This window comes from Bradyrhizobium hipponense (genome assembly GCF_008123965.1).
Taxonomy (GTDB): Bacteria; Pseudomonadota; Alphaproteobacteria; order Rhizobiales; family Xanthobacteraceae; genus Bradyrhizobium; species Bradyrhizobium hipponense.
In genome coordinates this window covers 12,874-36,621 of record NZ_VSTH01000078.1, presented here as the reverse complement: position 1 = coordinate 36,621, position 23,748 = coordinate 12,874, and the positions used below count along the sequence as shown (strand labels likewise).

Below are 23,748 nucleotides of genomic sequence, written 5' to 3'. Positions count from 1 at the left end.
GATCACGTCGCTCGGGCACTTGGTCCGCATGATGCCGCTAGCCTACGTGAGGTCTTACGTCCAGGCGCCGCCGCATGTCCGCCGATGAGCACCTCGGCTTGCGGCTTGGGCATGGCGATGTCGAGAGGGGGGCGGGCGGGAGCTCCTTCGCGGCCATAACCCAAAGCTCCTGCTCGCCTTGCAGACGAAAGGCACCCGGGTTGGCGAGGTCGAACATCGCGAAAACCGAAATGATGAGGCTGGCCCTAGAGGACGACGCTCGCATTTGGTCAACAGACCCAATATGCGTGACTTTACTAGAATGGGCATGAAACCTGTCGAGACGAATTCGTCTTTACCAATATCTCTCGAGCGTGACGGACTTTCGGTCCGACCATGCGAACGTGTCTTTGTGTCGCGTACCGAGTTAGGTAGGCGGCAATTCACCTCAGCTAAATGGTGGTGATCGAACTGAAGATCGAAGATCTTCAAGCCCGAATTCGCAGGAAAGATGAACTTTTATCTCTCGGCCGTTGACGACCAACTCCGGCACCAGGTCGATCAACCGATGATCGGCATCATCCTCTGTAAGGGCCGTAACGAGGTGATTGTCGAATATGCTCTACGCGACGCGAGCAAGCCGATGGGTGTAGCGCAATATCAGCTCTCACCTGCACTGCCGCTCCAGCTTCAGCAAGACCTGCCGACTGTGGAGGAGTTCGCTCATGAATTTCCGCTCATGTCTGTCGTCAAGATGCGCGTGGAGATCGAGAGGGCCCTGCGGGACTTCATGGGTGACCACGGCTTTGCTCCGACTCGACCGACCGGCCTCGGCAGCATGCTGCGCGAACTGCATCGTCGCAGCCTCGCCCCCGCCAGTACCGCGCAGCTTCTGGACTCCCTGCGGGTCATGAACGAAGCCGCGCATGCTATGGACGTCGACCCGGCGACCGCGCAGCGAGCCGTCGATGTCGGCACGGTTTTTCTGGCGGAACTTCGAAACATGCGCGGAAACGACTCCATTGACGGCGAAACATCATGATCCAGGACCTGTTCGTTCGCCGTTACCCTCAGCAGATCTATTGGGGCGATCGACCGACTGCTGAGATTCATCAACTCTTCGTGCAGGTCGCGCACATCGTCTTCGGCGACCTTGTTGAAGGTTTGCAATTGAATGCTGACTTCTTCAAGCCGCGCACGACGCACTTGCGCGAGAAACAGGGCGCAGACGTCTCTACGACGCGCCCTCCTGGGACGCGGCCTGCGGCGAATTCCTGACCGAAGCCTATGATCTATGGACCGTCATGGGACCGCAGACACCTTGTCTGAAAATGCGTCTCAGCCTGGTAGAGCTGCTTTTCCGTTTGGCGGAAGAGCGAGCTCGCCAACTCAGTCGAGCCGCTCCGGACGCAATCCCTATCGTCGCACGCGCCGTGGATGAGCTGAACAGTCGCTTCCGGCAGGCCCGGATGTGGGATTGCACTATCACAACGGGATCCTGCAGCTTGCGAGAGACGAGCTGACCAAGACGCGCACCGCGGCGCCCTGCTGGACGCTACTGCGAGACGCGAGATGGGCAAACGTCGATCGCGAGCTGTAGGAAGCGATTGAGCGCGCCGATGGGCAGCGCCAAGGTGCAGGCTTTTATGCGGCAAAGGCGCTCGAAAGCACCATCAAGATCATATCCGATGACAAGGGCTGGTCGATGGGCCGCGAGCGTGGCGCCGCCAATTACGTCGACAACCTTGTTAGCCAACAGAACGGACGGTTCCATGTTGAAGGCCTACTTCATCCACGTTTGGAACCCGCATGGCCATGGCGCGGGGAGCCCCCCGCCTTGACGGTCCATCAGACAGATTGGGCCGTTGAGACGGCGATGGCGTGGATCAAGAATCTGATCCGTCGCACCTGATCAAATCAGTGAAGTTGCAACATAACTGCGATCACCGATTACGAACTCATGCAACTGCGTTGGCAGCATCGCGTTCCAGCGATGACCGAGCGCTACGGCAAGAGTCGCTGGCCCCGCGAAAAAAGCTGAATCCTTCTAGGTCGCAGGCGTGCGACCGCGACATCCGCGGACCGCTTGATAATTGCGACGCTGGCTTGTGCGGCCTTGGCCGACGGGATTGGTTCATCAAGAAAAAGCCTCAGCGCCGCATCGCGCGGGACGCCCACGGTGCGGATTTTGCCGCGCTACGCTCTTCGGCAGTTGGTTCACAGCACTGTAAGAGGCTGCAACTCCGGAGGCGCAGCTTTAGTCTCAGTAACGGCGTCCGTTCTTTGAGCTGCTTGAACATGTTCCAGTTGGGGGCTCGTCCGGCCCAGCTGCGGCTGCGCAACGCCGGTATTCCAGCCGCCGTCGAGGCCATGCGCCAATATTGGATGCCGATCCGCTACCCACGCGCCCGCTGATCACCGCAGACGTGGGAGCTCATGCCGATTACGATCAATTCCGTCGCAACGGGACTTGGACCGCCGAAGCTTGTGGCGACCTGGAGATCGACCAAACCCTCGATCCAGTCCGCCATGGGAGCGATATAGCCGCAGCGTACGGAGGCGGAGAGCGTCTTGGAGAAACTGCCGATCCTGATGACGCGATTGAGGCCATCGAGAATGGCAAGGCGCGGCGACAGGGTCGGCATCCGCGAAGATGTCGTCCTCAAAGACTTCGATATCGATCTTGCCGCTCATCCGGCAATTCCAGAAACGTAAGTTCTAGTTGCTGGCCACTGGCACATCTGGTTCTGAGCAAGGGCTCGAGCATTCCGTTTGCAGGACGACATTCATTCGCGGAATTCCGCGATCCTCTGCTATCCGTTGAAACGCTCGCTCCAAATTCTGGACCAACAGAGGATCCGACAGCACGAGGTTGCTGGTCATTATCTCTCGCACCCGCGCGAAATCGTTAGCTGGCAGATTCTGCATCAGGATGGCGACAAGTTCGCTCACGACCCCGGTCGTCCCTCGCTCTGCTCTAGTCGCGCCCCGATTAGACTGATCTAGCCGGTCTTCGGCTGTCACACTTCCTGCTCCGACACGCTCTTGAGGTTCGGTTGAGTGAAACATTTTTAGCTCGGCTCGCATGGCCGACGGAGAAATATATTCCCCAGCCTCTATGCGCTTTAGGATATTAGCTGCGAATTCTTCTGGCGTGCCCGAGGCAGAGAGCAAGTAGAGAGCTGACGGCGACAAACGCGCAACGGTTGCGTGTTTGTCTGCGACCCACTTGGCTGCCCGCATGTAGGCTTGAGCAGAGCGCGATGGGATGCACACTTCGCTCTCGACCCAACGAAGGAACTCACCGTGAGATAAGTATCGCTTCGCCTCGACCAGGGCTTTTCCGATCTGAATAACTGAGATGGCACATTGCTGCCTAATTCGATCAGCTTGCCCTCTCAGAAAAGCGGCGACATTCGAGGGCACCGACTCATAGCTGAATCGCGCACCACTTAAGCAACCGCCGAGCGGTTCGTCGCATCGGCCATTCGTTTCACTAGGCATCATACGCTCGAGAAAACGACCACATCGCCCCGCCCGATGCACAGCTGCCAGCTGTCTTATTTGAAAGGCACAATCCACTCAACACAAATCAATGTAAGGTTGTTCCCGCAATCTTTGTCTTGTCACGCAAATGCAGCTGACGTGACCATCGAGGCTTCAGCACCTGTGAAGCCAAACGCGAGCACAGCACGCAAAATTGTCTCAAGCTGACAGATCAAATATGCTACCTTCTGGACCGGACTTGTTTACGGTTGAGGCGCGAACATCCAGCTTCACCCTACCGATCGTCGCTGTGGTGTACCGCAAGGGGCTTAACGATAACTGACGGGCTTGCGACATCCACATGGCATGCGCCTATCGCTGGTTTTGTTTGGCATTTTCTTGGGCTTCAATAACGCCAAGAGCAGACAGAAGATCGCTATCCGGCAACGACAGCATGGACCTCGCTCAACCACGACGCCGCGCTAAGCCTGGCGCCGGAACGTCAGTCCGGTATGTACGAAGCCATCGTTGCATGCGAAGCGGCCGAACAGAATCATTCCCGACGGGAGGTCATTGGAAAGTGGCCGTTCGAGGCGAATACCAAACCGGCGTGCTTCGACCTGAACGCTCACGACCTCAGCGTCCAGATAGTCAAAGTATTGATCAATCAAAGGGTGTAGGCACTTAAAGAGCGATTCCTTGGCTGAAAAACACAGGGTCAGGGCTTTAATCCGATCAAGTTCGGTCTTGCTTGCGATGCGGTCCAGTTCACTTTCGCTTACGACCAAGCTTGAGACTTCGCGTGCGACTTTGGCACTCAATATCCGCTCGGAGTCGATTCCTATGGCGTCCAAGCAACCGCGACGGGCCGCTGCCGCTGCAACGTAGCCATCGGTATGGGTTATCGAGCCAATGATGCCGACCGGCCAGACGGGTGCGCCGGTCGGTCCCCTGCTGATGGGCGTTCGCCAATCAAAATCCGGTTGAATTTGGAGAACGGCCCGATAGGCGCAATATCGGCCGATGATGAACTCATGCTGTCTCTTCGGCACGCAGTTGCGCATCTGATGCGGCAATAGGTCTTCCCAATTTTCTCCAATCAGCCGCGGGACGCGATCGGATGATCGATGGCTAAAGTGCGCCACGAATTCCGGCAGGACGATCGAGGCACGGGAACTCGGCGTCGACATGATATGTTTTTCGTGTCCTTCAAAATTGTTGCCGCCCGGGGGCTTGACGAATTCAACTATCAGTAGTTCACTTATACTTATCAACCTATAACTGTTTGACAAGCGCAATCCGCGGAGGTCGACAATGGCAGAGCACAATGACGAAGCTGTGTCCGAAGGCGGTCCTGGCCGCCCTGCTAATCTCAGCGAGTGGTTCGACCCATGGCTGAGCAAACTGATCGAGGATCCGAACAAGATTCCGAACGTGATGCTGCTCTGCGGCTATGCGACAAATTCGCCCGACGAAAAAGCCATTCGGGTATTTTGCGATCCTCAATTGCTGTGGTGCGTCGACGTCCCGAAAGACGCAATCTTGCATCGCGAGGGCTGCCCGACGTCTGCGTCGCCGCTTGGCGGAAGCTATCTGTGGATTGATCGAGGGGCCTGGTCGTCGTGCAGGACATATCGACGTCAATGCTGAGCGCTGGACAGCTGTGGACGCGAGACTTGTCCTTCAGAGCCCCACAGTCGGACGCGGTAGACGCCGCGGGAATGAGTGTGATCGCAGCGCCACTACCTGCTGCTTGGAAGCCTCAGTGCGCGTTGCACGAGCTGTTTGAGGAGCAGGTCGCGCGCAGCCCGGCTGCCGACGCCGTGACCTGGCAAAGCCGCCGGCTCAGCTATCGCGAGCTGGATGAACGGGCGAACCGGCTCGCACACTTGCTGCAGCAACGCGGCCTGCGGCCTCAACAGTCCGTGGGCATCGCGCTTCCGCGAGTGCCGGATCTGATCGTCACCATGATGGCGGTCCTCAAGACGGGGGCAAGCTACGTGCCGCTCGATCCGGCCTATCCGCGTGAGCGGCTCGCCTTCATGATCGCCGACTCCGGCTGCCAATTCGTCATCACCAGTTCGGTCACGAGCTGCGATCTCGCTCTCGGATCATCGCAGATGGTGTCTCTCGACCGCTGTGAAGCGGACCTGCGGCTGCAGCCGCCCGCGAGTCCCGCGGTAGCTGTCGGTCCGAACGACCTCGCCTACGTCATCTACACCTCGGGATCGACCGGACGGCCAAAGGGTGTCGCAATAGAGCATGGCAGTGCGGTGGTCTTCCTGCGCTGGGCAAGCAATGCTTTCTCGGCAGCGGAGCTCGCCGGCATGCTGGCGGCAACATCGATCTGCTTCGATCTGTCGATCTTTGAGATCTTTGCACCACTGTGCTGGGGCGGCACGGTTCTGCTCGTGAACAACGTTCTCGAGCTGCCCGAATCCCCGCTTCGCGATCGGGTCACGCTGATCAACACGGTACCCTCCGCAATGCGCGAATTGCTGCGATTGCAGCCATTGCCGGGGAGTGTGACGACCGTCTGCCTTGCCGGCGAAGCCTTTCCGGCAGCGCTGGTCCGCGAATTGGGCAGAGAGGCGCGGCCAATCCGCGCCGTCAATTTGTACGGCCCGACCGAGGACACCACCTATTCGACATGGGCTGAAGTCGACCTGACGCGCGCGGAGCCGCCGCCGATCGGACGCCCTCTGCCGGGCACCTGCGCCTACGTCGTGGACAGCGAGATGGCGCTGTGTCCCCTCGGCAGGGTCGGCGAGCTCTATCTCGGAGGAGCGGGATTAGCGCGCGGCTATCTCGGCCGCCCGGAGCTGACGGCCGAGCGTTTCGTCTCCGATCGCTTCGGGAGCGATCCCGAGGCGCGGCTCTACCGAACCGGCGATCATGTCCGGATGAGGCTGGATGGCCAGCTCGAGTATCTCGGGCGAATCGACGACCAAGTGAAGATCCGCGGCTACCGGGTCGAACTTGGCGAGATCGAGCGTGTTCTGGTCGATGTCGACAACGTCGCCGAATGTATCGCGGTGGTCGCAACCGGGCCCGCCGGAGATGCCCGGCTCGCCCTCTATTTCACCGGAGCGGCAGACATCGGGCGGCTGAAGGAAACAGCCATCGCAAGGCTGCCGACGTTCATGGTGCCGGCGGCCTTCATCCACCTCGACAGCATTCCGCGCACGCCCAACGGCAAGCGCGATCGCAGCCGCCTGCCTCCGCCCGACTGGAGCGTTTCGGCCTATGGCGGTGTAGTCGCCGGGCAAGCCCCCACCGAGGCGCTCGAACAATCCGTCGCGCGGATCTGGAGCGAGCTGTTGGGTCTGCCCTCGATCGGGCGCAAGCAGAATTTTCTCACGCTCGGCGGACATTCGCTGCTGGCGACGCGTATCGTCGCGCGTGTGCGCGACGAGTTGAAACGCGACCTCTCGCTGGCGCAATTCTTCGCTCACCCAACCATCGCGAGCCTGGCCGATGCCATCGCCAGGTTTCCGGGATCGCCTGCAACGGACCTGGTCGCCGCGCCGCGGCGCAAGCACGCCGCGCTGTCGGCGGCGCAACGCCAGATGTGGTTTGCGGCCCAGATCGATCCCACCGACACATCCTATCTCGTTCCCTGCAGCATTCGCATCACGGGCCGCGTCGAGCCAGCGCTGATCGAGCTTGCGCTCAACGACGTGGTGCGCCGCCAGTCGGCGCTGCGCACCAGCATCCAGTGGCGCGACGGACAGGTCGTCCAGGTGATCGCGCCGGAGTTGACGATCCACCTGCCGGTCAAGGACGTCGCCGGAGAGGCGGCGCTTAGGCAACAAACGCTCGGGCTCGCGGCCGCCGCGATGGACCTTGCGCAGGCACCGCTGCTGCGCGTCAAGCTGCTCCGCCTTGCGCCTGACGACTGGTGCCTCGTGGTCGCCGTGCATCACATCGTCTTCGACGAGTGGTCGCTCGGCCTTCTCGTGCGACAGCTCGCCGTTGCCTATCGCGCAGCGGCCCGGCGCGAGCCGGCCGCCACGCCGGACCGGCCGATCGAATTCGCCGACTATTGCGCCTGGCAGCAGGGCCGCGACTGGAGCGAGGGCCTGGCGTTCTTTCGCGGGCAACTGTCCGGCGCGCAGTTCAGCCTCAACCTGCCGACGGCCCATCCGCGCGGCGAGTTGTCCGGCTCTCAGGGCGGCAGCGCCTCGCTTCTGCTCGATCGCGATCTGTCGGATTGCGTCGACGCACTCGCGGCGCGCGAGCAGGCGACGCCCTTCATGCTGCTGCTCGCGGCGTTCCAGATCCTGATCTCAGCACTCGCCAACGAGAACGATTTCGTCACGTTGACCGCGGCCGCCGGCCGGCGCCATCGCGAGACCGAGGATCTGATCGGCTGCCTGATGAACATGGTGGCGATCCGCGCGGCGCTTCGTCCCTCCGAGACGTTTGTCGGACTGCTCGAACGTGTGAAGACCGCAGCACTCGGCGCGCTCGAACATCAGGAGCTGCCTTTCGAGCTAGTGATAGCGGATCTGCGGCCGCCGCGCGATCCCCGCTATACCCCGATCGGACAGGTCGCGTTCGGGGTCCAGAATGCACCCGAGGCCCGATCCGAGTTGGACGGGCTGAGCTATGCCGGCACCGAGCTACGCCCGGACCATGCGCGGCTCGATCTCACGCTGTGGGTCGATCGCCGCACGGGCCCGCTCCGCGCCGTCTGGACCTATCGCGCCAACCTCTTCACCGAAGCGCAGATCGCGGGCTTCCACGCCATGTACACAAAACTTCTCAGTCGCATCGTGGACGCACCTGACAGCACCATCACCGCTCTTCAAAGCGATTGCGGAGCACGCAGCATGGCCACCACCACACCGCGCAAATCGTTCCCGGGGGGCGCCGCGCCGAGCGTCCTCACGGCGGGCAATCTCGTCAGGACCGAGCCGAACTGGCTCGGCACGCCGCTGCCCGCACGCATCAGCGCGCAAGTGCCGGGCCTGAGCCTCGCCGACTGGGTCGGCCAACACCGCGACGACATCGAGCATCACCTGCGCCAGTGCGGCGGCATCCTGTTCCGCGGCTTCAAGGTCGAGAGCATCGGCGATTTCCAGCGCTTTGCCCGCGCGATCGCATCCGAATTGATCCAGTACGGCGAGCGCTCCTCGCCGCGGACCGAGCTCGCCGAAGGCATCTACACCTCGACCGATCATCCGGCCGATCAGCCGATCCTCCTGCACAACGAGCAGTCCTATACGCTGAACTGGCCGATGCGCATCATGTTCTTCTGCGAGCAGCCGGCGCTCAGGCACGGCCGCACGCCGATCGCCGACAGCCGTCGCATCCTCGCGCGGCTGTCGCCGGCGATGGTGGAGAAGTTCGAGCGCCTCGGCGTGCGGTACACGCGCAACTATCTGCCGGGCATCAGCCTGCCCTGGACGGAGGTGTTCCAGACCACGGATCGCGGCGCGGTGGAAGCGTATTGCCGGGCCGCATCGCTCGAATTCGAATGGCTCGACGGCGAGCGGCTGCGCACCAGACAGACCCGCCCTGCCGTGCGCATTCATCCGGTGACGGGCGAACGCACCTGGTTCAACCACACGCTGTTCTTTCACGTCACCGGCCTGCCCGACGAGATCAGCCGATCGCTGCGTTCCGCGGTTGCCGACGAGGACCTGCCCTACAACACCTATTACGGCGACGGTTCGCCGATCGAGGACGCCGTGCTGCATGAGCTGCGCACGGCCTACGACACCGAGACGACGTCGTTCGAGTGGCGGCAGGGCGACGTGCTGCTGCTCGACAACATGCTGGCCGCGCACGGACGCGAGCCGTTCGAGGGACCGCGAAAGGTGCGCACCGCGATGACTGATCCGTATGAGCAGCTCTACGGCGCTCCCGCCAGCCACCCGCAAGCTCTGACGGAAAGGACCTCATGATGGCCGACAAGGCGATCGAGCGAAGCCCATTCTCGCCGCGCCGGCCGCTGAAGGCCACACAGGTCTCCGAGGCCGGACTTGTGCGCGAATCTCCGCTTCGCGCGGACAGCGGACCGCCCCTCGTGCTTCAGCCGAACGACGCCGCGGTCGACCTAGTCCATTGGGCCGGCGTGCACCGCGCCGCGCTGATGGCGAAGCTGATCGCGCACGGCGCATTGCTGTTTCGCGGCTTCTCGATCGACAGTCCGGAGGCGTTTGCCGATCTCGCGCGCGCGCTCACGCCGGATCTGCTCGACTACCTCGAACGCGCGGCCGCGCGATCGCAGGTTGCGCCGAAGGTCTTCACATCGACCGAGCTCGCGGCCGACCAGTGGATCCCGCACCACCACGAGATGTCCTATTCGCACAACTGGCCGGCGCGCATCTATTTCTACTGCGACACGGCGGCCGCAGAGGGCGGCTGCACCCCGATCGCAAGCGAGCGCGAGTTCTTCCCCCGCCTCGATCCCGCGATCAAGCGGCGCTTCATCGAACACAAGGTGATGTATGTCCGCAATTACGGCCACGGCCTCGACCTGACCTGGCAGGACGCATTCCAGACCGACGATCGCGCCGCGGTGGAGGATTATTGCCGGCGCTTCAACGTCGCCTTCGAATGGACCGACGGCAACCGGCTACGGACCCGACAGGTCCGCCAGTCCATTGCGACGCATCCGCAGACCGGCGAAACCGTGTGGTTCAATCACGCGCACTTGTTCCACCAATCCAATCTCGAGCCGGAGATCCGAGAGGTGCTGCTGCAGGCGTTCGGCAGCGAGGGGCTGCCCCGCAACGCCTATTTCGGCGATGGCACGCCCATCGAGACCTCGATGCTGGACGATATCCGCGCGCTCTATCACGAATGCGCCGTGTCCTTCCCGTGGCAGCGCGGCGACGTGCTGCTCCTGGACAACTTCATCACCGTGCACGCCAGGGAGCCGTACAAGGGCGCGCGGCGGATTCTCGTCGCCATGGCCGACCTCCATGTGAGCGGAGCGCCGAGCTCATGAATGCCCAGCAGACACCAGAGGCCGCGACCATCAGCGGATTTCGACTTTCGCCCTCGCAGTGGGAGCTGTGGCGCCGTCAGTCGAAGACCGGGGCGTTGCTGAGCCGCGCCCGCGTCACCATCGATGGCGGTCTGGATGCCGACTGGCTCGCGGAGTGCCTCGCCGACATCGTCGGGCGCAACGACATCCTGCGTGCCGCGTTCCGCCAGCTTCCCGGCATGGAGGCGCCGCTTCAGGTCATCCAGGACGACACGCGGCCTGTGGTCGAGATGTACGACTGGCGCGCCTGCGACCCCACGGAGCGGGAGAGCAGGCTGCGTCAGCTCTGGACAGAGGAGCCGGCGTTCAATCTGCATGACGGGCCGCTGCTCGCAGCGGCGCTGGCGAGAACCGGCGAGCACGAGCGGGTGCTGCAGCTCGTCGCCCCCTCGATTGTCGCCGATTCCGAGAGCCTCCCGCTCATCCTGCGCGAGGTCGCCGCCCGCGCGAACGGCGCCGCGCCCGGCCCGCGAGCCGAGGTGCAGTTCCTGCATCTGTCCGAGTGGTGCCATGAGGTCCGCGAGGACCAGGACAACGCCGCACGCCGGAATTTCTGGCGCGATCAGATCGACCAGCGCCTCCTTCTGCCTTTCGCGCGCATCGCTGCCGCCGGAGCCGTCGGCGAGGCGCACACAGAAGGACCGGTGTCCGATCGCTCGATGGTGCTCGCGGCCTGGGCCTTGGTCCTCGGTCGCTATGCCGCAAGCCGCGAGGTCACCATCGACTGCCGCCTGCCGGGGCGGATGTTCGACGAGCTTGCCGATGCCGTCGGCCCGATGGCGACATCGGTGCCGATCAGGATCACCTGGTCCGCCGACGAGACGCTCTCTGCATTGACCGAACGCATCGATCGCTCCCTGGCCGAGGCGAGCGAAAACCTGCCCTATTTCGAAGGCCGTTCAGCGAGCGCCGAGCCGGCGCAGATTGGCTTCGACTATCAGGAGGCCCCGGAGTTTCCCGCCGCCCCGACGACGTCGTTTCGCAATCTCGAGATGCGCGGCGAGATCGAGCCATGCGATCTCCTGCTGCGCGGCGTCCTGGCGGACGGGCGGCTGCGGCTCGACATTCTCTACGACACGAACCGTCACGACGGCATGATGGTCGGCTTGCTCGCGGACGCGCTCCAGGCGACGCTGGAGAACGCGCATGCGCCCGCGCCGCTGCAACAGGTTCCGGCCATAGGACCACGCGAATGCGATCTCTTGCTCAACGACTGGAGCCATACCACGCAGGCACCGATCGAGGATGTCTGCATCCACGCCCTGTTTGCACGGATCGCGCGCGAACGACCGGACGAGATGGCGGTCAAGTCACCCGAGCGGCAGTTGACCTTTGCGGAGCTCGATGCATGCAGCAATCAGCTTGCCCGCCACTTGCAAGCTGCCGGCATCCGGCCGGAAGCGCGGATCGCCATCCTCTTGAGGCGCGGCGCCGACCTGATCGTGGCCGTGCTGGGCGTGCTCAAGGCGGGCGCCGCCTACGTGCCGCTCGATCCGGACAATCCGCCGCAACGGATCACCGCGCTGATGGACGCGGCCTCGGTCAGCGCGGTGATCGTCAACGATGAATCCCCCGAGCTTCCGGCACGGAGCTGCAGCAGGATCAACCTGTCGAGCCCGTCACTCGACGTCTGCTCCCCCCTGGCTCTGCCGCCAGCGGACGACGTCCGGCCGTCGAACGCGGCCTATGTGATCTTCACCTCGGGCTCGACCGGAACGCCGAAGGCCGTCGTCGTCGAGCACCGCTCGGCGGTCAATCTGGCCGCGGCGCTTCAGGAGCGCATCTATTCGGGGCGCGGTGACCACCTCACCGTCAGCGTCAATGCCCCGCTGTCGTTCGATGCTTCGGTCAAGCAGATCGTCCAGCTCCTGAACGGCCATTGCCTCTGCATCGTCCCTGAGACTGCCCGGCAGGACGGCGAAGAACTCCTGAACTTCATCGTCGAGAGCGAGATTGACGTGCTGGATTGCACGCCGTCGCATCTCAAACTGCTGATGAGCGCGGGCTTTGCGGATTGGAATTTCGCCTATCCATCGGTGGTCCTGGTCGGCGGCGAGGCGATCGACGCCGAGAGCTGGACCATGCTCGCGCGCCATCGCGCCACGTTCTTCAACGTCTACGGTCCGACCGAGGCGACGGTGAATGCCTCGGCCGAGCGCGTCACGGCCGACGTGCCGCCGAGCATCGGCCGGCCGCTCAGAAACGTGCGTGTCTACATTCTCGATGCCGATCTCAGCCCCGTACCGGTCGGCGTTGCCGGCGAACTGTGCATCGGCGGCGCCGGGGTGGCCCGCGGCTATCTCGGTAACTCCGCGGCCACTGCGGAACGGTTCGTTCCCGATCCCTTCGGGACCGACGGCGAGCGGCTCTATCGCAGTGGCGATTCCGCTCGTTTCCTTGCCGACGGACGCATCGCGTTTCTCGGCCGGCTCGACGACCAGGTCAAAGTGAGGGGGTATCGCATCGAGCCGGGAGAGATCGCAGCCGCGATGCGCGAGCATCCCGCGATCGAGGAGGCGCTGGTTGTGGCGCGTGGCGAACCCGGCGATCGCCGGCTGGTCGCCTATGCGCGATGCCGCACCGCCGCGACCGATGCCGCGAGCTTCAAGTCGACGCTCGCGCAGCTCAACAGCCACGAAACCGAATATCTCTACGACGAGATCTTCACCAAGGAGATCTACGTCAGGCACGACATCCGCCTGCGGCACGACGCCTGCGTCCTCGACGTCGGCGCCAATATCGGCATGTTCTCGGCCTACGTCGCGCGGCGTTGCCGCCGGCCGAGACTCTATGCGTTCGAGCCTCTCGCTCCGATCTTCGAGCGGCTCGCGGCGAACCTCGCGCGGCATGCGCCGAGCGCCAAACTGTTTCCGATCGGCTTGTCGCGCCGGCAGCTCAGCGAGGATTTCACCTTCTACGCCGGCTATTCGATGATGTCCGGGCAGAAGGCGTATTCCGACGCGGCCGGAGAGGTCACGACCATCAAGCAATATCTGCGCAACGAGGAAGCCGCCGGACGGGGCTCGAGCGAGCTGATTGCGCATGTCGACGAGTTGCTGCCGGAGCGCTTCCGCGCCGTCGAGCTCACCTGCCAACTCCGCCGCCTGTCCGAAGTCATCCGCGAAGAGGCGATCGAACGGATCGACCTCCTGAAGATCGACGTCCAGCGCGCCGAGCTCGACGTCCTGCAGGGCATCGATGATGACGACTGGCCGCGCATCCAGCAGGTCGCCATGGAGGTGCACGACCAGGCCGGCACGCCGACCCAGGGTCGCATCGACATTCTCCTCGATCTTCTCGAAAACAGGGGCTTCGAGGTACGCGTGGAGCAGGAGTCGCTGCTACAAGGCACCGACCGCTACAGCCTCTATGCCTGGCGGCCGGAGTACGCGCGATCGCTGTCGGAGGACGACATTGCGGGCGCGCTGGCCGCCCCGCCCTCGCCGGCCGAGATGCGCGGCTTCCTCGCCGAGCGCCTGCCCGACTACATGCTGCCCGCGGCATTCGTCGTGCTTGCGAAGTTCCCGCTGACACGCAACGGCAAGGTGGACCTCGCGGCCCTGCCCGAGCCCGGCGCGCGCCGGCTGCATCTGCAGGGCACCCTCGCCGGTCCCGAGAACGTGCGTGAAGAAGCGATGGTGGAGATATGGAAAGAGGTGCTCGGTCTCGATGAAATCGGCGTCGAGGACAATTTCTTCCAGCTCGGCGGAGATTCGATCCGCAGCATCCAAGTTCAGGCGCTTGCCCAGAAGCGCGGGCTGCGCTTTGGCCTCTCGCGGCTATTTGCCCGCCAGACCATCCGCGAACTGGTGCGCGACATCGACGCGGCCGGCGAGCCGTCGCGAGCGGGCGGCGGCGCTGCGGCTTTCGGCCTCGTTCGCGCCGAAGATCGCGCGCGGATGCCGGTGGATGCGGAAGATGCCTATCCATTGAGCGCGCTGCAGGCCGGCATGGTCTATCACACCGAGCTGACCGGCAGGCCATCGACCTATCACAACGCAACCTCGCATTGCCTGCTGTGCCGACTCGAGCCCGACATGCTTCGCGGCGCGGTCGACGAGCTGATCACGGCCCATCCGGTGCTGAGGACCTCCTTCCACCTGACCGGCTTCAGCGAGCCTCTCCAGATCGTGCATCGCGAGATGCATGCCGCCCTGGAGATCAGGGATCTGTCGGCCCTGGCGACTGATGAGCAGTATCGCGTCATCGATGCCGACGTTCGCGCCGAGTTGCAACGGCCCTTCAAATGGGACAAGGCCCCGCTGGTGCGCTTCGGCGCCTATCGCATCGATCCGTTCCGGTTTCAGTTGATGGTTGCCGAGTATCACGGAATTCTCGACGGCTGGAGCCTGCATCTCCTGCTTGCCGAAATCTGTCAGCGCTACGCGAGACGGCTCGGTCTCGGCGCGACGCTGTCGCTCGATCCGCCGCGTCTCACCTATCGGCGGTTCGTGGAGATCGAGCGCGAGGCGCAGGCTTCGGACGATGTCCGCCAGTTCTGGAGCAGCAAGCTTGCCGATGCGCCGCGCGCGCACCTGCCCCGCCGCAACGGCGCCCTGTCCCAGCGGGGAAGGGTCGAAGGGCACGAGGTCGAATTGGCCGACGAAACGAGCTCGGCGCTGTCTGAGCTGTCCAGGCGCATAGGCGTTCCGCTCAAGAGCATCACGCTGGCTATTCACGTGCGCGTCATCGCTCTCGCCTGCGGCAGTCGCGATGTGGTGACGGGCCTCGTCGTCAACGGCCGGCCGGAAGAAGCCGAGGGCGACCGCATCATCGGCCTGTTCATCAACACGGTGCCGTTCCGCATGTCATTGAACGGCGGCTCGTGGCTCGAGCTGGCCCGGCGGGCCTTCGCACTGGAATCCGAGCTGGTGCCGCACCGGCGGCTGCCTTTCGCGGACATCCAGCGCATGCACGGGGGATCGCCGCTGATCGATTCCTTCTTCAACTTCTCGCAATTCCATCTGCTGCCGGGACAGACCGACGATGCGCCGGTCACCATCTCGGAGAGCCGCACGGTGCCGGCCGACATTGATTTTCCGCTCGCCGTCGATTTCGAGGTAAAGCCGGGCCAAAGCGAGGTGCGGCTCAGCTTCCAGTATGATGCGGAGCGCTTTTCCGCCGCACAGATCGCGCGCCTCGGCGGATGCTATCGCAAGGCGATCGATGCGTTCCTGCGCGATCCGCATGCGGCCTGGGACGAGGCCGTACTGGAGGAGCCGACAACCGACATCGAAGGGCAGATTGGCAGAATCTGGAGCGATGTTCTCGGACATGTCGGCATCGGCCGCGATGACGAGTTTGCCGCGGTCGGCGGCCATTCGCTGCTCGCAACCTGCATCGTCGCGCGCATCCGGCAGGAGCTCGGCCGCGATCTGCCGCTGTCGGCCTTGTCCGGCGGCACCAGCATCGCCGCTCTTGCCCACCTCCTCAACTCCGATCGCCGCCGCGTGGAGGTTCGACCATGACCATGACGGCCGCTGCCGATCGCTGGATCACGACGTTTCGTCCGAATTCGCTGGCGCGGCTGCGGCTGTTCTGCCTGCCGGCGGCGGGCGGCAATGCATCGGCGTTCCAGGAATGGGCCAATCTGTTTCCCGACAATATCGACGTATGCGCCGTGCAGCTGCCGGGTCGGCAGCAGCGCGCGGCGGAACGGCCTTTCACCCGGATGAGCCTCGCGGTTCAGGCGATCGAGCAGGCGATCCGCCCCTATCTGGATCTGCCGTTTGCGATCTTCGGAACCTGCACCGGCTCGCTGGTCGGGTTTGAATTGGCGCAGCGGCTGCGGCGTACGCTGGATCTCCAGCCGGCGCACTTCTTCGCTTCCTGCTGTCGCGCCCCGCATCTTCCCGATCGCGACCTGCCCATCCACGCCCTGCCCGGAGACGAGCTTTGGGCCGAGATCGAGCGCCTCGGCGGCACGCCGGCGATCGTCACCGCGCATCCAGAGATGCGGTCGGTGTTGTCACCGGTGCTGCGGGCGGATTTCGAGCTGGCCGAGACCTACCTGTACTGTGGCTCGCGTCCGCTCGATTGCCCGCTGACCGTGTTCGGCGGCCGCAACGACACCATCGTCTCGTCGGACGAGCTGGCCGGCTGGCGCGACCATACGACCGGAGCCTTCGACACTCTGATGCTGAACGGCGGACACTATCTGATCGATACTGCGCGCGACGAGCTGGTGCGCGCCATTGCGACGGGGTGCGCGTGACGCAACCGAGATTCGCAGACGCCTACGTGAGTGCACCCGGCGGACGCGTGTGGATGCGCCGCTGCGGCGGGAGCGCGAAGGCGCCTCTCATCACGCTGCACGGTGGTCCGGGCTCTCCGCACGATTATCTGGAACCGCTGGTTGCGCTCGGCGACGAGAGGGAGATCGTGTTCTATGACCAGCTCGGCTGCGGACGGTCGGACCGTCCGGCCGACACGTCGCTCTGGACCATCGATCGCTTCGTCGCCGAGCTTGATGCGGTGGTGGAGACGGTCGGGCGCAAGCCGGTGCATCTGCTCGGTCATTCCTGGGGCGCGATGCTGGCGGTCGACTACGCTTTCGCCCATCCGGAGAACGTCGCCAGCCTCATTCTGGATTCGCCATGTTTGAGTATGCGGCGCGTACGCAGCGACATGCAGCGGCTGCGCGCTGCGTTGCCGCCGTCCGTGCAGCGCGTGCTCGATTCCTGCGAAGCGGCGGGAAACACCGACTCCGGCGCCTACGGGGCTGCCGCCATGGTGTTCTATCGCCGGCATGTCTGCCGCAAGCCGGATTGGCCCGAGCCTCTGATGCGCTCTCAGGAGAATTGGGCCTGGCCGGTATATCACACCATGTGGGGGCCTGCGGAGTTCACGCCGGTCGGAAATCTCGCCGATTACGAGCGCGAGGACGGCTTGCGCGATCTGAACCGACCGGTGCTCTATCTCTGCGGCCGACACGACGAGATCACGCCCGAGGCGACCGCCGCCTATCATCAACAGACACCGGGATCGGAGTTCGTCGTGTTCGAGGACAGCGCGCATGTCCAGCACCTCGAGGAGCCCGAGCTCTACGAGGCCGTCGTGCGCGGCTTCCTGGCGCGGGCCGAAAGGGTAGGGCAATGAGCTCGCTTGCCGACAGGATCTCCCACCTGCCGCTGCGCATGCTGGCGCGGTTCGTGCGCTGGAGCGAGATGGACAACTCGCTCGATCAACGGCTCGAAACCATCGTGCCGAGAAATCCGTCCGAGCCGGCGCCGCTGTCGTATGCGCAGGAACGTCTTTGGTTTCTGGAGCAGCTTCAGCCGGGCAACAGTGCCTACAATCTTCCCGTGGTGCTGCCATACGGCGATCCCCTGGATGGCGCGGTGCTGGAGCGCGCGCTCAATGCCATCGTGGCGCGGCACGAGGCGTTGCGCACCAGCTTCGTGATGTCGGGCGGGGTGCCGGTGCAGCGCGTCGCGTCGCATCTTGCCGTTCCCATCGAGGAGATCGACCTGCGCGGAGAGGCCGATGCGGAAGCCGCAAGCTACCGCCTGCTCGCCGAGGAGATGGCGCGGCCGTTCGACCTGCAGCGTGGGCCGCTGGTGCGCGCCAGGCTGATCCGCCGCCGGCCGGGCGATGCGCTGTTCGTGGTCAACATGCACCACATCGTCTCCGACGGCTGGTCGCTCGGCGTCTTTATGCGCGAGTTGCAGGCGCTCTACGCCGCCTTCCTGCAGAACCGGCCCTCGCCGCTGGAGGAGTTGCGCATCCAGTATGCCGACTTCGCGGTTTGGCAGCGCGAATGGCTGCAGGGCGACATGCTGGCCCAGCATCTCGGCTACTGGCGCGATCAGCTGGCCGGCCGTCCGCCGCTGCTCGATCTGCCCTGCGACCGCCCGCGCCCGGTGATGGAGAGCTATCGCGGCGCGGTGCAGATGTTCACGGTCGGGCCGCGCGTCACCGAGAAGCTGCGCGAGCTGGCGCGGGAACGGCAGGCGACCCTGTTCATGGTGCTGCTGGCGGTGTTCAAGGCGCTGCTGGCTCGCCTGAGCGGACTGCACGACATCGTGGTCGGCTCACCGATCGCCAACCGCAACCGCGCCGAGCTCGAGGCGCTGATCGGCTTCTTCGTCAACATGCTGGCGCTGCGCACGCAGGTGTCGGACGAGCTCAGCGTCGCCGAGCTGATCGACCGGGTGCGGGAGGTCACGCTGGGGGCCTATGAGCACCAGGACCTGCCGTTCGAGAAGCTCGTGGCCGAGCTGCATCCGCGGCGCAGCCTGAGCCACAGCCCGATCTATCAGGTGGCCTTCGTGCTGCAGAACACGCCGGATGCGGGATCGGCCGATGCGGCTGTCGAGATCGCCGAGCCCGCCTGGGATCGCGATCCCCCGCATTCGGTCGGCACCTCGAAGTTCGACCTGACGCTGTCGCTGGCCGAGCGCGGCAGGATTCTGGTCGGAAGCTGCGAGTACCGGACGGACCTGTTCGGCCATCGCACCATCGGCCGCCTGTTGCGGCGCTATTTGCGCATGCTGGAGGCGGCCGCCGCGGATGCGACGACGCCGCTCTGGCAGTTGCCGCTGCTGTTGCCGGAGGAGACGCAGCCGACGCGCCGCGCGGCCTCGGCGATCGAGCCGCGGCTCATCGAGGCGATGGCGCCGTTCGGCGGCGACAGGACGGCGCTGGCGCTGGCAGCGCGGGCGGCGGCCACCGCGATGAAGCTCGAGCGGCGCAGTCTTTTGGCCGTGCTCGACGACGGTGACGTGAGCCTGCGGCGGCTCGGACAGACCGCAGCGCTCGCCGCCAGCGCCGACGTCGCGCTGGTCGATGCCGCGCGTCTTGCAACGATGCGCTCGAGTCGTGTGCCAAGCCATGTGCTGGTGCGGCCGGAGAGACTGGCGAAGCTGACGACGGAGGACGTACCGCAGGAGGCGATACTCGTGATCGTCGGACTGCCGTGCTTTGCGGCCGCGCTGGAGCGCTGGAAGGAGCGGCGGATCATCGGCCTCTGGGGCACCGGTCCGCTGCCCTGCTGCGCCACGCTGTCCTTCGAGGCACCGGAGGCGGTGATCGGCGAGGCGCTTGCCGGCTGCGCGATCGAGGTGTTGGACGCGCGGATGCGGCGGCAGGCGGTGGATGTGTGGGGCACAATCCATGTCGGCGGCGCAATGGCCGGACAGCCGAGTGCCGCCCTCGGCGAGGCTCTGGTGAGCGATCCGTTCGCGCCGGGCGGCTGGCTCTATCGGACCGGGCTGACCGGCCGGCGCCGCGCCGACGGCCGCATCGAGCTGATCGGCGCCGAAGAGCGGCTCGTCGCGCTGCAGGGGATGCGGGGCGACCCGCAACGGCTGGAGACCTTGCTGCGGCAACATCCGGCGCTGCAGGAGGCAACCGTCTGGGTGCAGGACCAGGGCGAGGAGCGCTGGCTTGCGGCGTCCGTCGTGCCGCAGGCCGGACGCAGGATCGGCGAGGAGGAGTTGCTCGCTTACGCCAGCGAGCGCCTGCCGGCAGGCCTGGTGCCGCGCCGCATCCAAGTCAGTGACAAGCTACCGCTTGCCTTCGCGCTTGCCGAACCCGAGGAGGCTGACAAGCCGAGCAACGCGGTCGAGGCGGTGATCGCCCGCATCTGGGCCGAGGTGCTCAAGCGCCCGCAGCTCGACGTCAACGCCAACTTCTTCGACCGCGGCGGCAACTCCGTCACCTCCGTCCAGGTCATCTCGCGAATCCGCGAGACCTTCCACATCGATCTCCAGCTCCACCGCCTGTTCGAGGCCCCGACCATCGCAGAGCTCGCAAAGGCCGTCCAGGCGGCGGGCGCCGGCATTTCCGAGACCGACGACGCGTCGGCGGATTCGGCCGGCGCCGGCGAGCCGGAGCCGCTGCATTTCGGCCGCATCCGCCGCGCCCCGCCCGGGCCGCGGCGCTCTCGCGCACCCTTGTCCTACGCGCAGGAACGGCTCTGGTTTCTCGATCAGTTTCAGCCGGCCTCGACGGTCTACAACATGCTCGTGATGGTGCCTCTCGGCACGCTCGTCGACGCAAAGCTGATCCGGCGTACCCTCACGGAGATCACGCGCCGGCACGAGATCCTGCGCACGACCTTTCCGTCGGTCGCCGGACTTGGACAGCAGATCATCGGCCCGGTGCAGACGGTCGCCCTGCCGGTCGTCGACGTGACGCACTTGCCGGTCAACGAGCGTGAGGCAGAGGCCGAACGGTTGGTGATCGAGGACTTGCAGAAGCCGTTCGATCTCGCCCGCCGGCCACCGCTGCGTGCGCGCCTCATTCGTGCGGGCGAGGCCGGCAGCTATCTCTCCATCATCATCCATCACATCGCGTTCGACGGCTGGTCGTTCGGAATCCTGACCCGGGAATTCTGGGCGATCTACAACGCGTTCAGGGAGGGCGGAAACTCCCCGCTCGATGAGCTCCCCGTGCAATATGCCGACTTCGCACGATGGCAGCGCCGCTGGCTGTCCGGCAGCCTTCTCGAATCGCACATGAGCTATTGGCGGCGCCAGCTCGATAACGTGCCTGAGCTGCTGAACCTGCCGACCGACCACCCGCGCCCGGCGATCGAGACCCATCGCGGCGGCAGCCGCTGGTTCTCGCTGCCACAGCCGCTCGGAGACAGCCTGCGCGCGCTCGCCCGCCAGGCCAACACGACGCTGTTCTGCGTCCTGCTTGCAGCCTTCAACGTCCTGCTCATGCGCCTGTCGGGGCAGGAGGACATCGTCGTCGGCTCACCGATCGCAAACCGGACACAGGTCGAGACCGAAGCGCTGGTCGGCTTCTTCGCCAATACGATGGTGTTGCGCAACAACCTGTCCGGCAACCCGACGTTCTCCGAACTGGTCACGAGCGGGCACCGGGTGCTGATGGAAGCCGCCGAGCACCAGGACGTGCCGTTCGAGAAGATCGTTCAGGAGCTGCATCCCGCGCGCGGCCTCAATCACAATCCGCTGTTTCAAGTCATGCTGGTTCTGCAGAACATGCCGGGCACCGAGGAGAGCTTGCGGGACTACGCCGAAGCCTGGCAGCGCATGGAGCCGACCCAGCCCGATCTGACGACGACGCCATCGGTCGGCACCTCGAAGTTCGACCTCACGCTGACATTGATTGAAACCGGCGTCGGCCTGACCGGCGGTATCGAGTACAGCGCCGAGCTGTTCGAGCCCAAGACGATCGATCGCATGATCCAGCAGTTACGCGCGCTGCTGGAACACGCGGCGGCCGATCCACATTGCCGAATCTGGCAGCTGCAGATCCTGACCGCGGCCGAGCAGGCCAGCCTCGCGGCGGCTTCGCGCGGCAGCGCGACGGCAAACTCGCCCTATGCGACGGTAGTCGAGTGGGTTGCCGCTCAGGCACGCAGCACGCCGGAGCAACCCGCGATCATCACCGCCGACCGCGTCATCGACTACGCCGAGCTCAATCATAGCGCAAACCGGCTGGCGCGGCATCTGGCGCATCTCGGCGTGGCCAGGGATGATCACGTGGCGATTTCGATGCCGCGCAGTCCGGAGATGCTCATCGCCGTGCTCGCGGTCTTGAAGGCCGGCGCGGCTTATGTTCCGATCGATCCGTCCTATCCGGCGGCCCGCCGCGCATTCATGCTGTCAGACTCACGTGCGTCGCTCCTGATCCGCCAAGCCGGCGCCTCCGATCCGGCAGGGGCGACGCCCGTGTTCGAGTTAGCGGCCGGCGATGCCGCCAGGCTTGAGGAGTCGCGCAGGGATCTCCGGATACGTCCGTCTCCCGAATCCAAGGCCTACATCATCTACACCTCCGGCTCGACCGGACGTCCCAAGGGGGTGATCATGCCCCATCGGGCGATGGCGAATTTGATCCAATGGCAGAATGCGAACACCGGATGCCTCGCCGGGACCCGCACCCTCCAGTCCTCCTCGCTCAGCTTCGACGTCTCGTTTCAGGAGATCTTCTCGACATGGACGAGCGGCGGCGCGCTGGTCCTCGTCGATGATGCAGTGCGCGCCGACCCGAACCAGCTCCTCGATCGTCTGCGCGCGCACCAAGTGCAGCGGCTGTTCCTGCCCTACGTCGCGCTTCAGCAGCTCGCCGAAGCATCGCGCATGGGCCACGGGGCGCTGCCGCCCCTGCGCGAAATCATCACCGCGGGCGAGCAGCTCCGCATTACGCTCGCGATCGTCCAGCTCTTCGAGCGGCTCGGCGACTGCGCGTTGCGCAACCAGTACGGCCCAACTGAAACTCACGTCGTCACCGAGCATGTGCTCGCGGGACCGCCGCGGTCCTGGCCGCCGCTGCCGCCGATCGGAGCGCCGATAGCCAATGTGGCCGTTCACGTGCTGGATCGTTTCCGGCAGGTCGTTCCGATCGGCGTCATGGGCGAGCTCTACGCGTCTGGCGCCTGCGTGGCGTCCGGCTATCTCGACCGCGACGAGCAGACCGCGGAGCGCTTCCTGCCGGATCCCTGGAGTGGGCACGAGGACGCGAAGATGTACCGCACGGGCGACCTCGCGCGACGTCTCGCCGACGGCAGCATCGAATTCCACGGACGCAACGATCACCAGATCAAGATCAGGGGTTACCGCATCGAGCCCGGCGAGATCGAGCTGGTGCTGACGGACATCGACAACGTAGTCGAGGCCGCCGTAGTCGTGGTCGGAGGATCAGCGGACACGAAGCGTCTCGTTGCATTCATCGTCACGGACCCGCCGATGAGCGAGACCGGCCGGATCCGCGACCGGCTGGTCGCGCGGCTTCCGGAGCACATGATACCGGCCACCATCATCTGCATCGACCGACTGCCGCTGACGCCAAGCGGCAAGCTCGACCGGGAAGCGCTGATGCGCGCACCGATGGCGGGCAATCGCGAGGATGACGATCGCGAGGCAGCAGCGACGCCGCTCGAGCAAATGCTTGCCGCGTACTGGTCGGAGCTCTTGGGCCTCGAGCAGGTGGGCGTCGACGACGACTTCTTCCGGCTGGGAGGGCACTCCCTGATGGCGACGCGCATCATCGCGCGCGTCTACAGCGAATTGGGCCTGCGCGTCCCCGTGCGCAGCCTCTTCTCCGCGCCCACGGTGCGGCAATTCGCAAGCACGATCGTGGAGCAGATTGCGGAGCGCATCAAAGCAGCGCAGAGCGAGGTGCTCATGACCAAGCTCGAGGAATCTTTGCTCCGGCATGCATCGTGAGACGAAGGCCGAAGCGCTTCGTTGGGGCAACAGGCCGGCCTTGGTCTTTCACGTCGCGCCGGCACGGCAGGACAAAAAAGGAGCAAGACGACGTTGCGAAGAACGCCGGCTCGCTCACCAGACGACGCGATCGGCCCACGCGTC

At 64.8% G+C, this 23,748-nt stretch carries 12 protein-coding genes and 2 pseudogenes; 9 read left to right on the top strand and 5 right to left on the bottom strand.

Going from position 1 to position 23,748, the window contains the following annotated elements; genetic code table 11:
• Positions 1 to 490: 490 nt before the first annotated feature.
• On the top strand, positions 491 to 1,021 hold the full coding sequence (locus FXV83_RS22530) for a PDDEXK nuclease domain-containing protein (protein ID WP_235940080.1): 531 nt from the start codon (positions 491 to 493) through the stop codon (positions 1,019 to 1,021).
• Complete coding sequence (locus FXV83_RS22525) at positions 1,018 to 1,257, top strand: hypothetical protein (RefSeq protein WP_148741571.1); 240 nt, start codon at positions 1,018 to 1,020, stop codon at positions 1,255 to 1,257. The genes FXV83_RS22530 and FXV83_RS22525 overlap by 4 nt, the downstream gene beginning before the upstream one ends.
• 277 nt (positions 1,258 to 1,534) lie before the next feature.
• On the opposite strand, the gene FXV83_RS22520 is transcribed toward FXV83_RS22525, so the two are convergent.
• The 5 genes and pseudogenes from FXV83_RS22520 to FXV83_RS22495 all read right to left on the bottom strand — a co-directional run bounded on the left by FXV83_RS22520 (position 1,535) and on the right by FXV83_RS22495 (position 4,655).
• Positions 1,535 to 1,753: a hypothetical protein gene (locus FXV83_RS22520; protein ID WP_148741570.1), complete on the bottom strand. Its 219-nt coding sequence runs from the start codon at positions 1,751 to 1,753 to the stop codon at positions 1,535 to 1,537.
• A gap of 138 nt (positions 1,754 to 1,891) precedes the next feature.
• Positions 1,892 to 1,963, bottom strand: a pseudogene (locus FXV83_RS45475) (hypothetical protein); the annotation flags it as partial.
• Between the two features lie 463 nt (positions 1,964 to 2,426).
• A pseudogene (locus tag FXV83_RS22505) lies at positions 2,427 to 2,658 on the bottom strand (PLP-dependent aminotransferase family protein); the annotation flags it as partial.
• A 39-nt stretch (positions 2,659 to 2,697) separates the two neighbouring features.
• Positions 2,698 to 3,483 (bottom strand): DUF3102 domain-containing protein, encoded by a 786-nt coding sequence (locus FXV83_RS45470; protein ID WP_187436081.1) that lies wholly within the window; start codon positions 3,481 to 3,483, stop codon positions 2,698 to 2,700.
• 464 nt (positions 3,484 to 3,947) lie between these two features.
• On the bottom strand, positions 3,948 to 4,655 hold the full coding sequence (locus FXV83_RS22495; RefSeq protein WP_148741568.1) for a 4'-phosphopantetheinyl transferase family protein: 708 nt from the start codon (positions 4,653 to 4,655) through the stop codon (positions 3,948 to 3,950).
• Between the two features lie 124 nt (positions 4,656 to 4,779).
• On the opposite strand from FXV83_RS22495, the gene FXV83_RS22490 reads away from it, so the two are divergent.
• From FXV83_RS22490 to FXV83_RS22460, 7 genes are all read left to right on the top strand, one after another.
• Positions 4,780 to 5,115 carry a hypothetical protein gene (locus FXV83_RS22490; protein ID WP_148741567.1) on the top strand — a complete coding sequence of 112 codons (336 nt, stop codon included), beginning with the start codon at positions 4,780 to 4,782 and terminating at the stop codon, positions 5,113 to 5,115.
• 122 nt (positions 5,116 to 5,237) lie between these two features.
• A complete protein-coding gene (locus FXV83_RS22485; protein ID WP_187436080.1) occupies positions 5,238 to 9,377 on the top strand; it encodes a non-ribosomal peptide synthetase in 4,140 nt (1,379 codons plus the stop codon).
• A complete protein-coding gene (locus FXV83_RS22480; protein ID WP_187436079.1) occupies positions 9,374 to 10,426 on the top strand; it encodes a TauD/TfdA family dioxygenase in 1,053 nt (350 codons plus the stop codon). The genes FXV83_RS22485 and FXV83_RS22480 overlap by 4 nt, the downstream gene beginning before the upstream one ends.
• Positions 10,423 to 15,933 (top strand): non-ribosomal peptide synthetase, encoded by a 5,511-nt coding sequence (locus FXV83_RS22475; RefSeq protein WP_148741565.1) that lies wholly within the window; start codon positions 10,423 to 10,425, stop codon positions 15,931 to 15,933. Before FXV83_RS22480 ends, FXV83_RS22475 begins: the two co-directional genes overlap by 4 nt.
• A complete protein-coding gene (locus FXV83_RS22470; protein WP_148741564.1) occupies positions 15,930 to 16,679 on the top strand; it encodes a thioesterase II family protein in 750 nt (249 codons plus the stop codon). The genes FXV83_RS22475 and FXV83_RS22470 overlap by 4 nt, the downstream gene beginning before the upstream one ends.
• Positions 16,676 to 17,563: a proline iminopeptidase-family hydrolase gene (locus tag FXV83_RS22465; protein WP_148741563.1), complete on the top strand. Its 888-nt coding sequence runs from the start codon at positions 16,676 to 16,678 to the stop codon at positions 17,561 to 17,563. The genes FXV83_RS22470 and FXV83_RS22465 overlap by 4 nt, the downstream gene beginning before the upstream one ends.
• Positions 17,560 to 23,604: a non-ribosomal peptide synthetase gene (locus FXV83_RS22460; protein WP_148741562.1), complete on the top strand. Its 6,045-nt coding sequence runs from the start codon at positions 17,560 to 17,562 to the stop codon at positions 23,602 to 23,604. The genes FXV83_RS22465 and FXV83_RS22460 overlap by 4 nt, the downstream gene beginning before the upstream one ends.
• The last annotated feature ends 144 nt before the right edge of the window (positions 23,605 to 23,748 follow it).

Excerpts from the sequence above, each read along its gene's own strand:
- FXV83_RS22480 (WP_187436079.1), top strand. The coding sequence starts at position 9,374 with ATGATGGCCGACAAGGCGATCGAGCGAAGCCCATTCTCGCCGCGCCGG.
- FXV83_RS22530 (WP_235940080.1), top strand. The coding sequence starts at position 491 with ATGAACTTTTATCTCTCGGCCGTTGACGACCAACTCCGGCACCAGGTC.
- FXV83_RS22520 (WP_148741570.1), bottom strand. The coding sequence starts at position 1,753 with ATGGAACCGTCCGTTCTGTTGGCTAACAAGGTTGTCGACGTAATTGGC.
- FXV83_RS22495 (WP_148741568.1), bottom strand. The coding sequence starts at position 4,655 with ATGTCGACGCCGAGTTCCCGTGCCTCGATCGTCCTGCCGGAATTCGTG.
- FXV83_RS22470 (WP_148741564.1), top strand. The coding sequence starts at position 15,930 with ATGACCATGACGGCCGCTGCCGATCGCTGGATCACGACGTTTCGTCCG.
- FXV83_RS22490 (WP_148741567.1), top strand. The coding sequence starts at position 4,780 with ATGGCAGAGCACAATGACGAAGCTGTGTCCGAAGGCGGTCCTGGCCGC.
- FXV83_RS45470 (WP_187436081.1), bottom strand. The coding sequence starts at position 3,483 with ATGCCTAGTGAAACGAATGGCCGATGCGACGAACCGCTCGGCGGTTGC.
- FXV83_RS22475 (WP_148741565.1), top strand. The coding sequence starts at position 10,423 with ATGAATGCCCAGCAGACACCAGAGGCCGCGACCATCAGCGGATTTCGA.
- FXV83_RS22460 (WP_148741562.1), top strand. The coding sequence starts at position 17,560 with ATGAGCTCGCTTGCCGACAGGATCTCCCACCTGCCGCTGCGCATGCTG.
- FXV83_RS22525 (WP_148741571.1), top strand. The coding sequence starts at position 1,018 with ATGATCCAGGACCTGTTCGTTCGCCGTTACCCTCAGCAGATCTATTGG.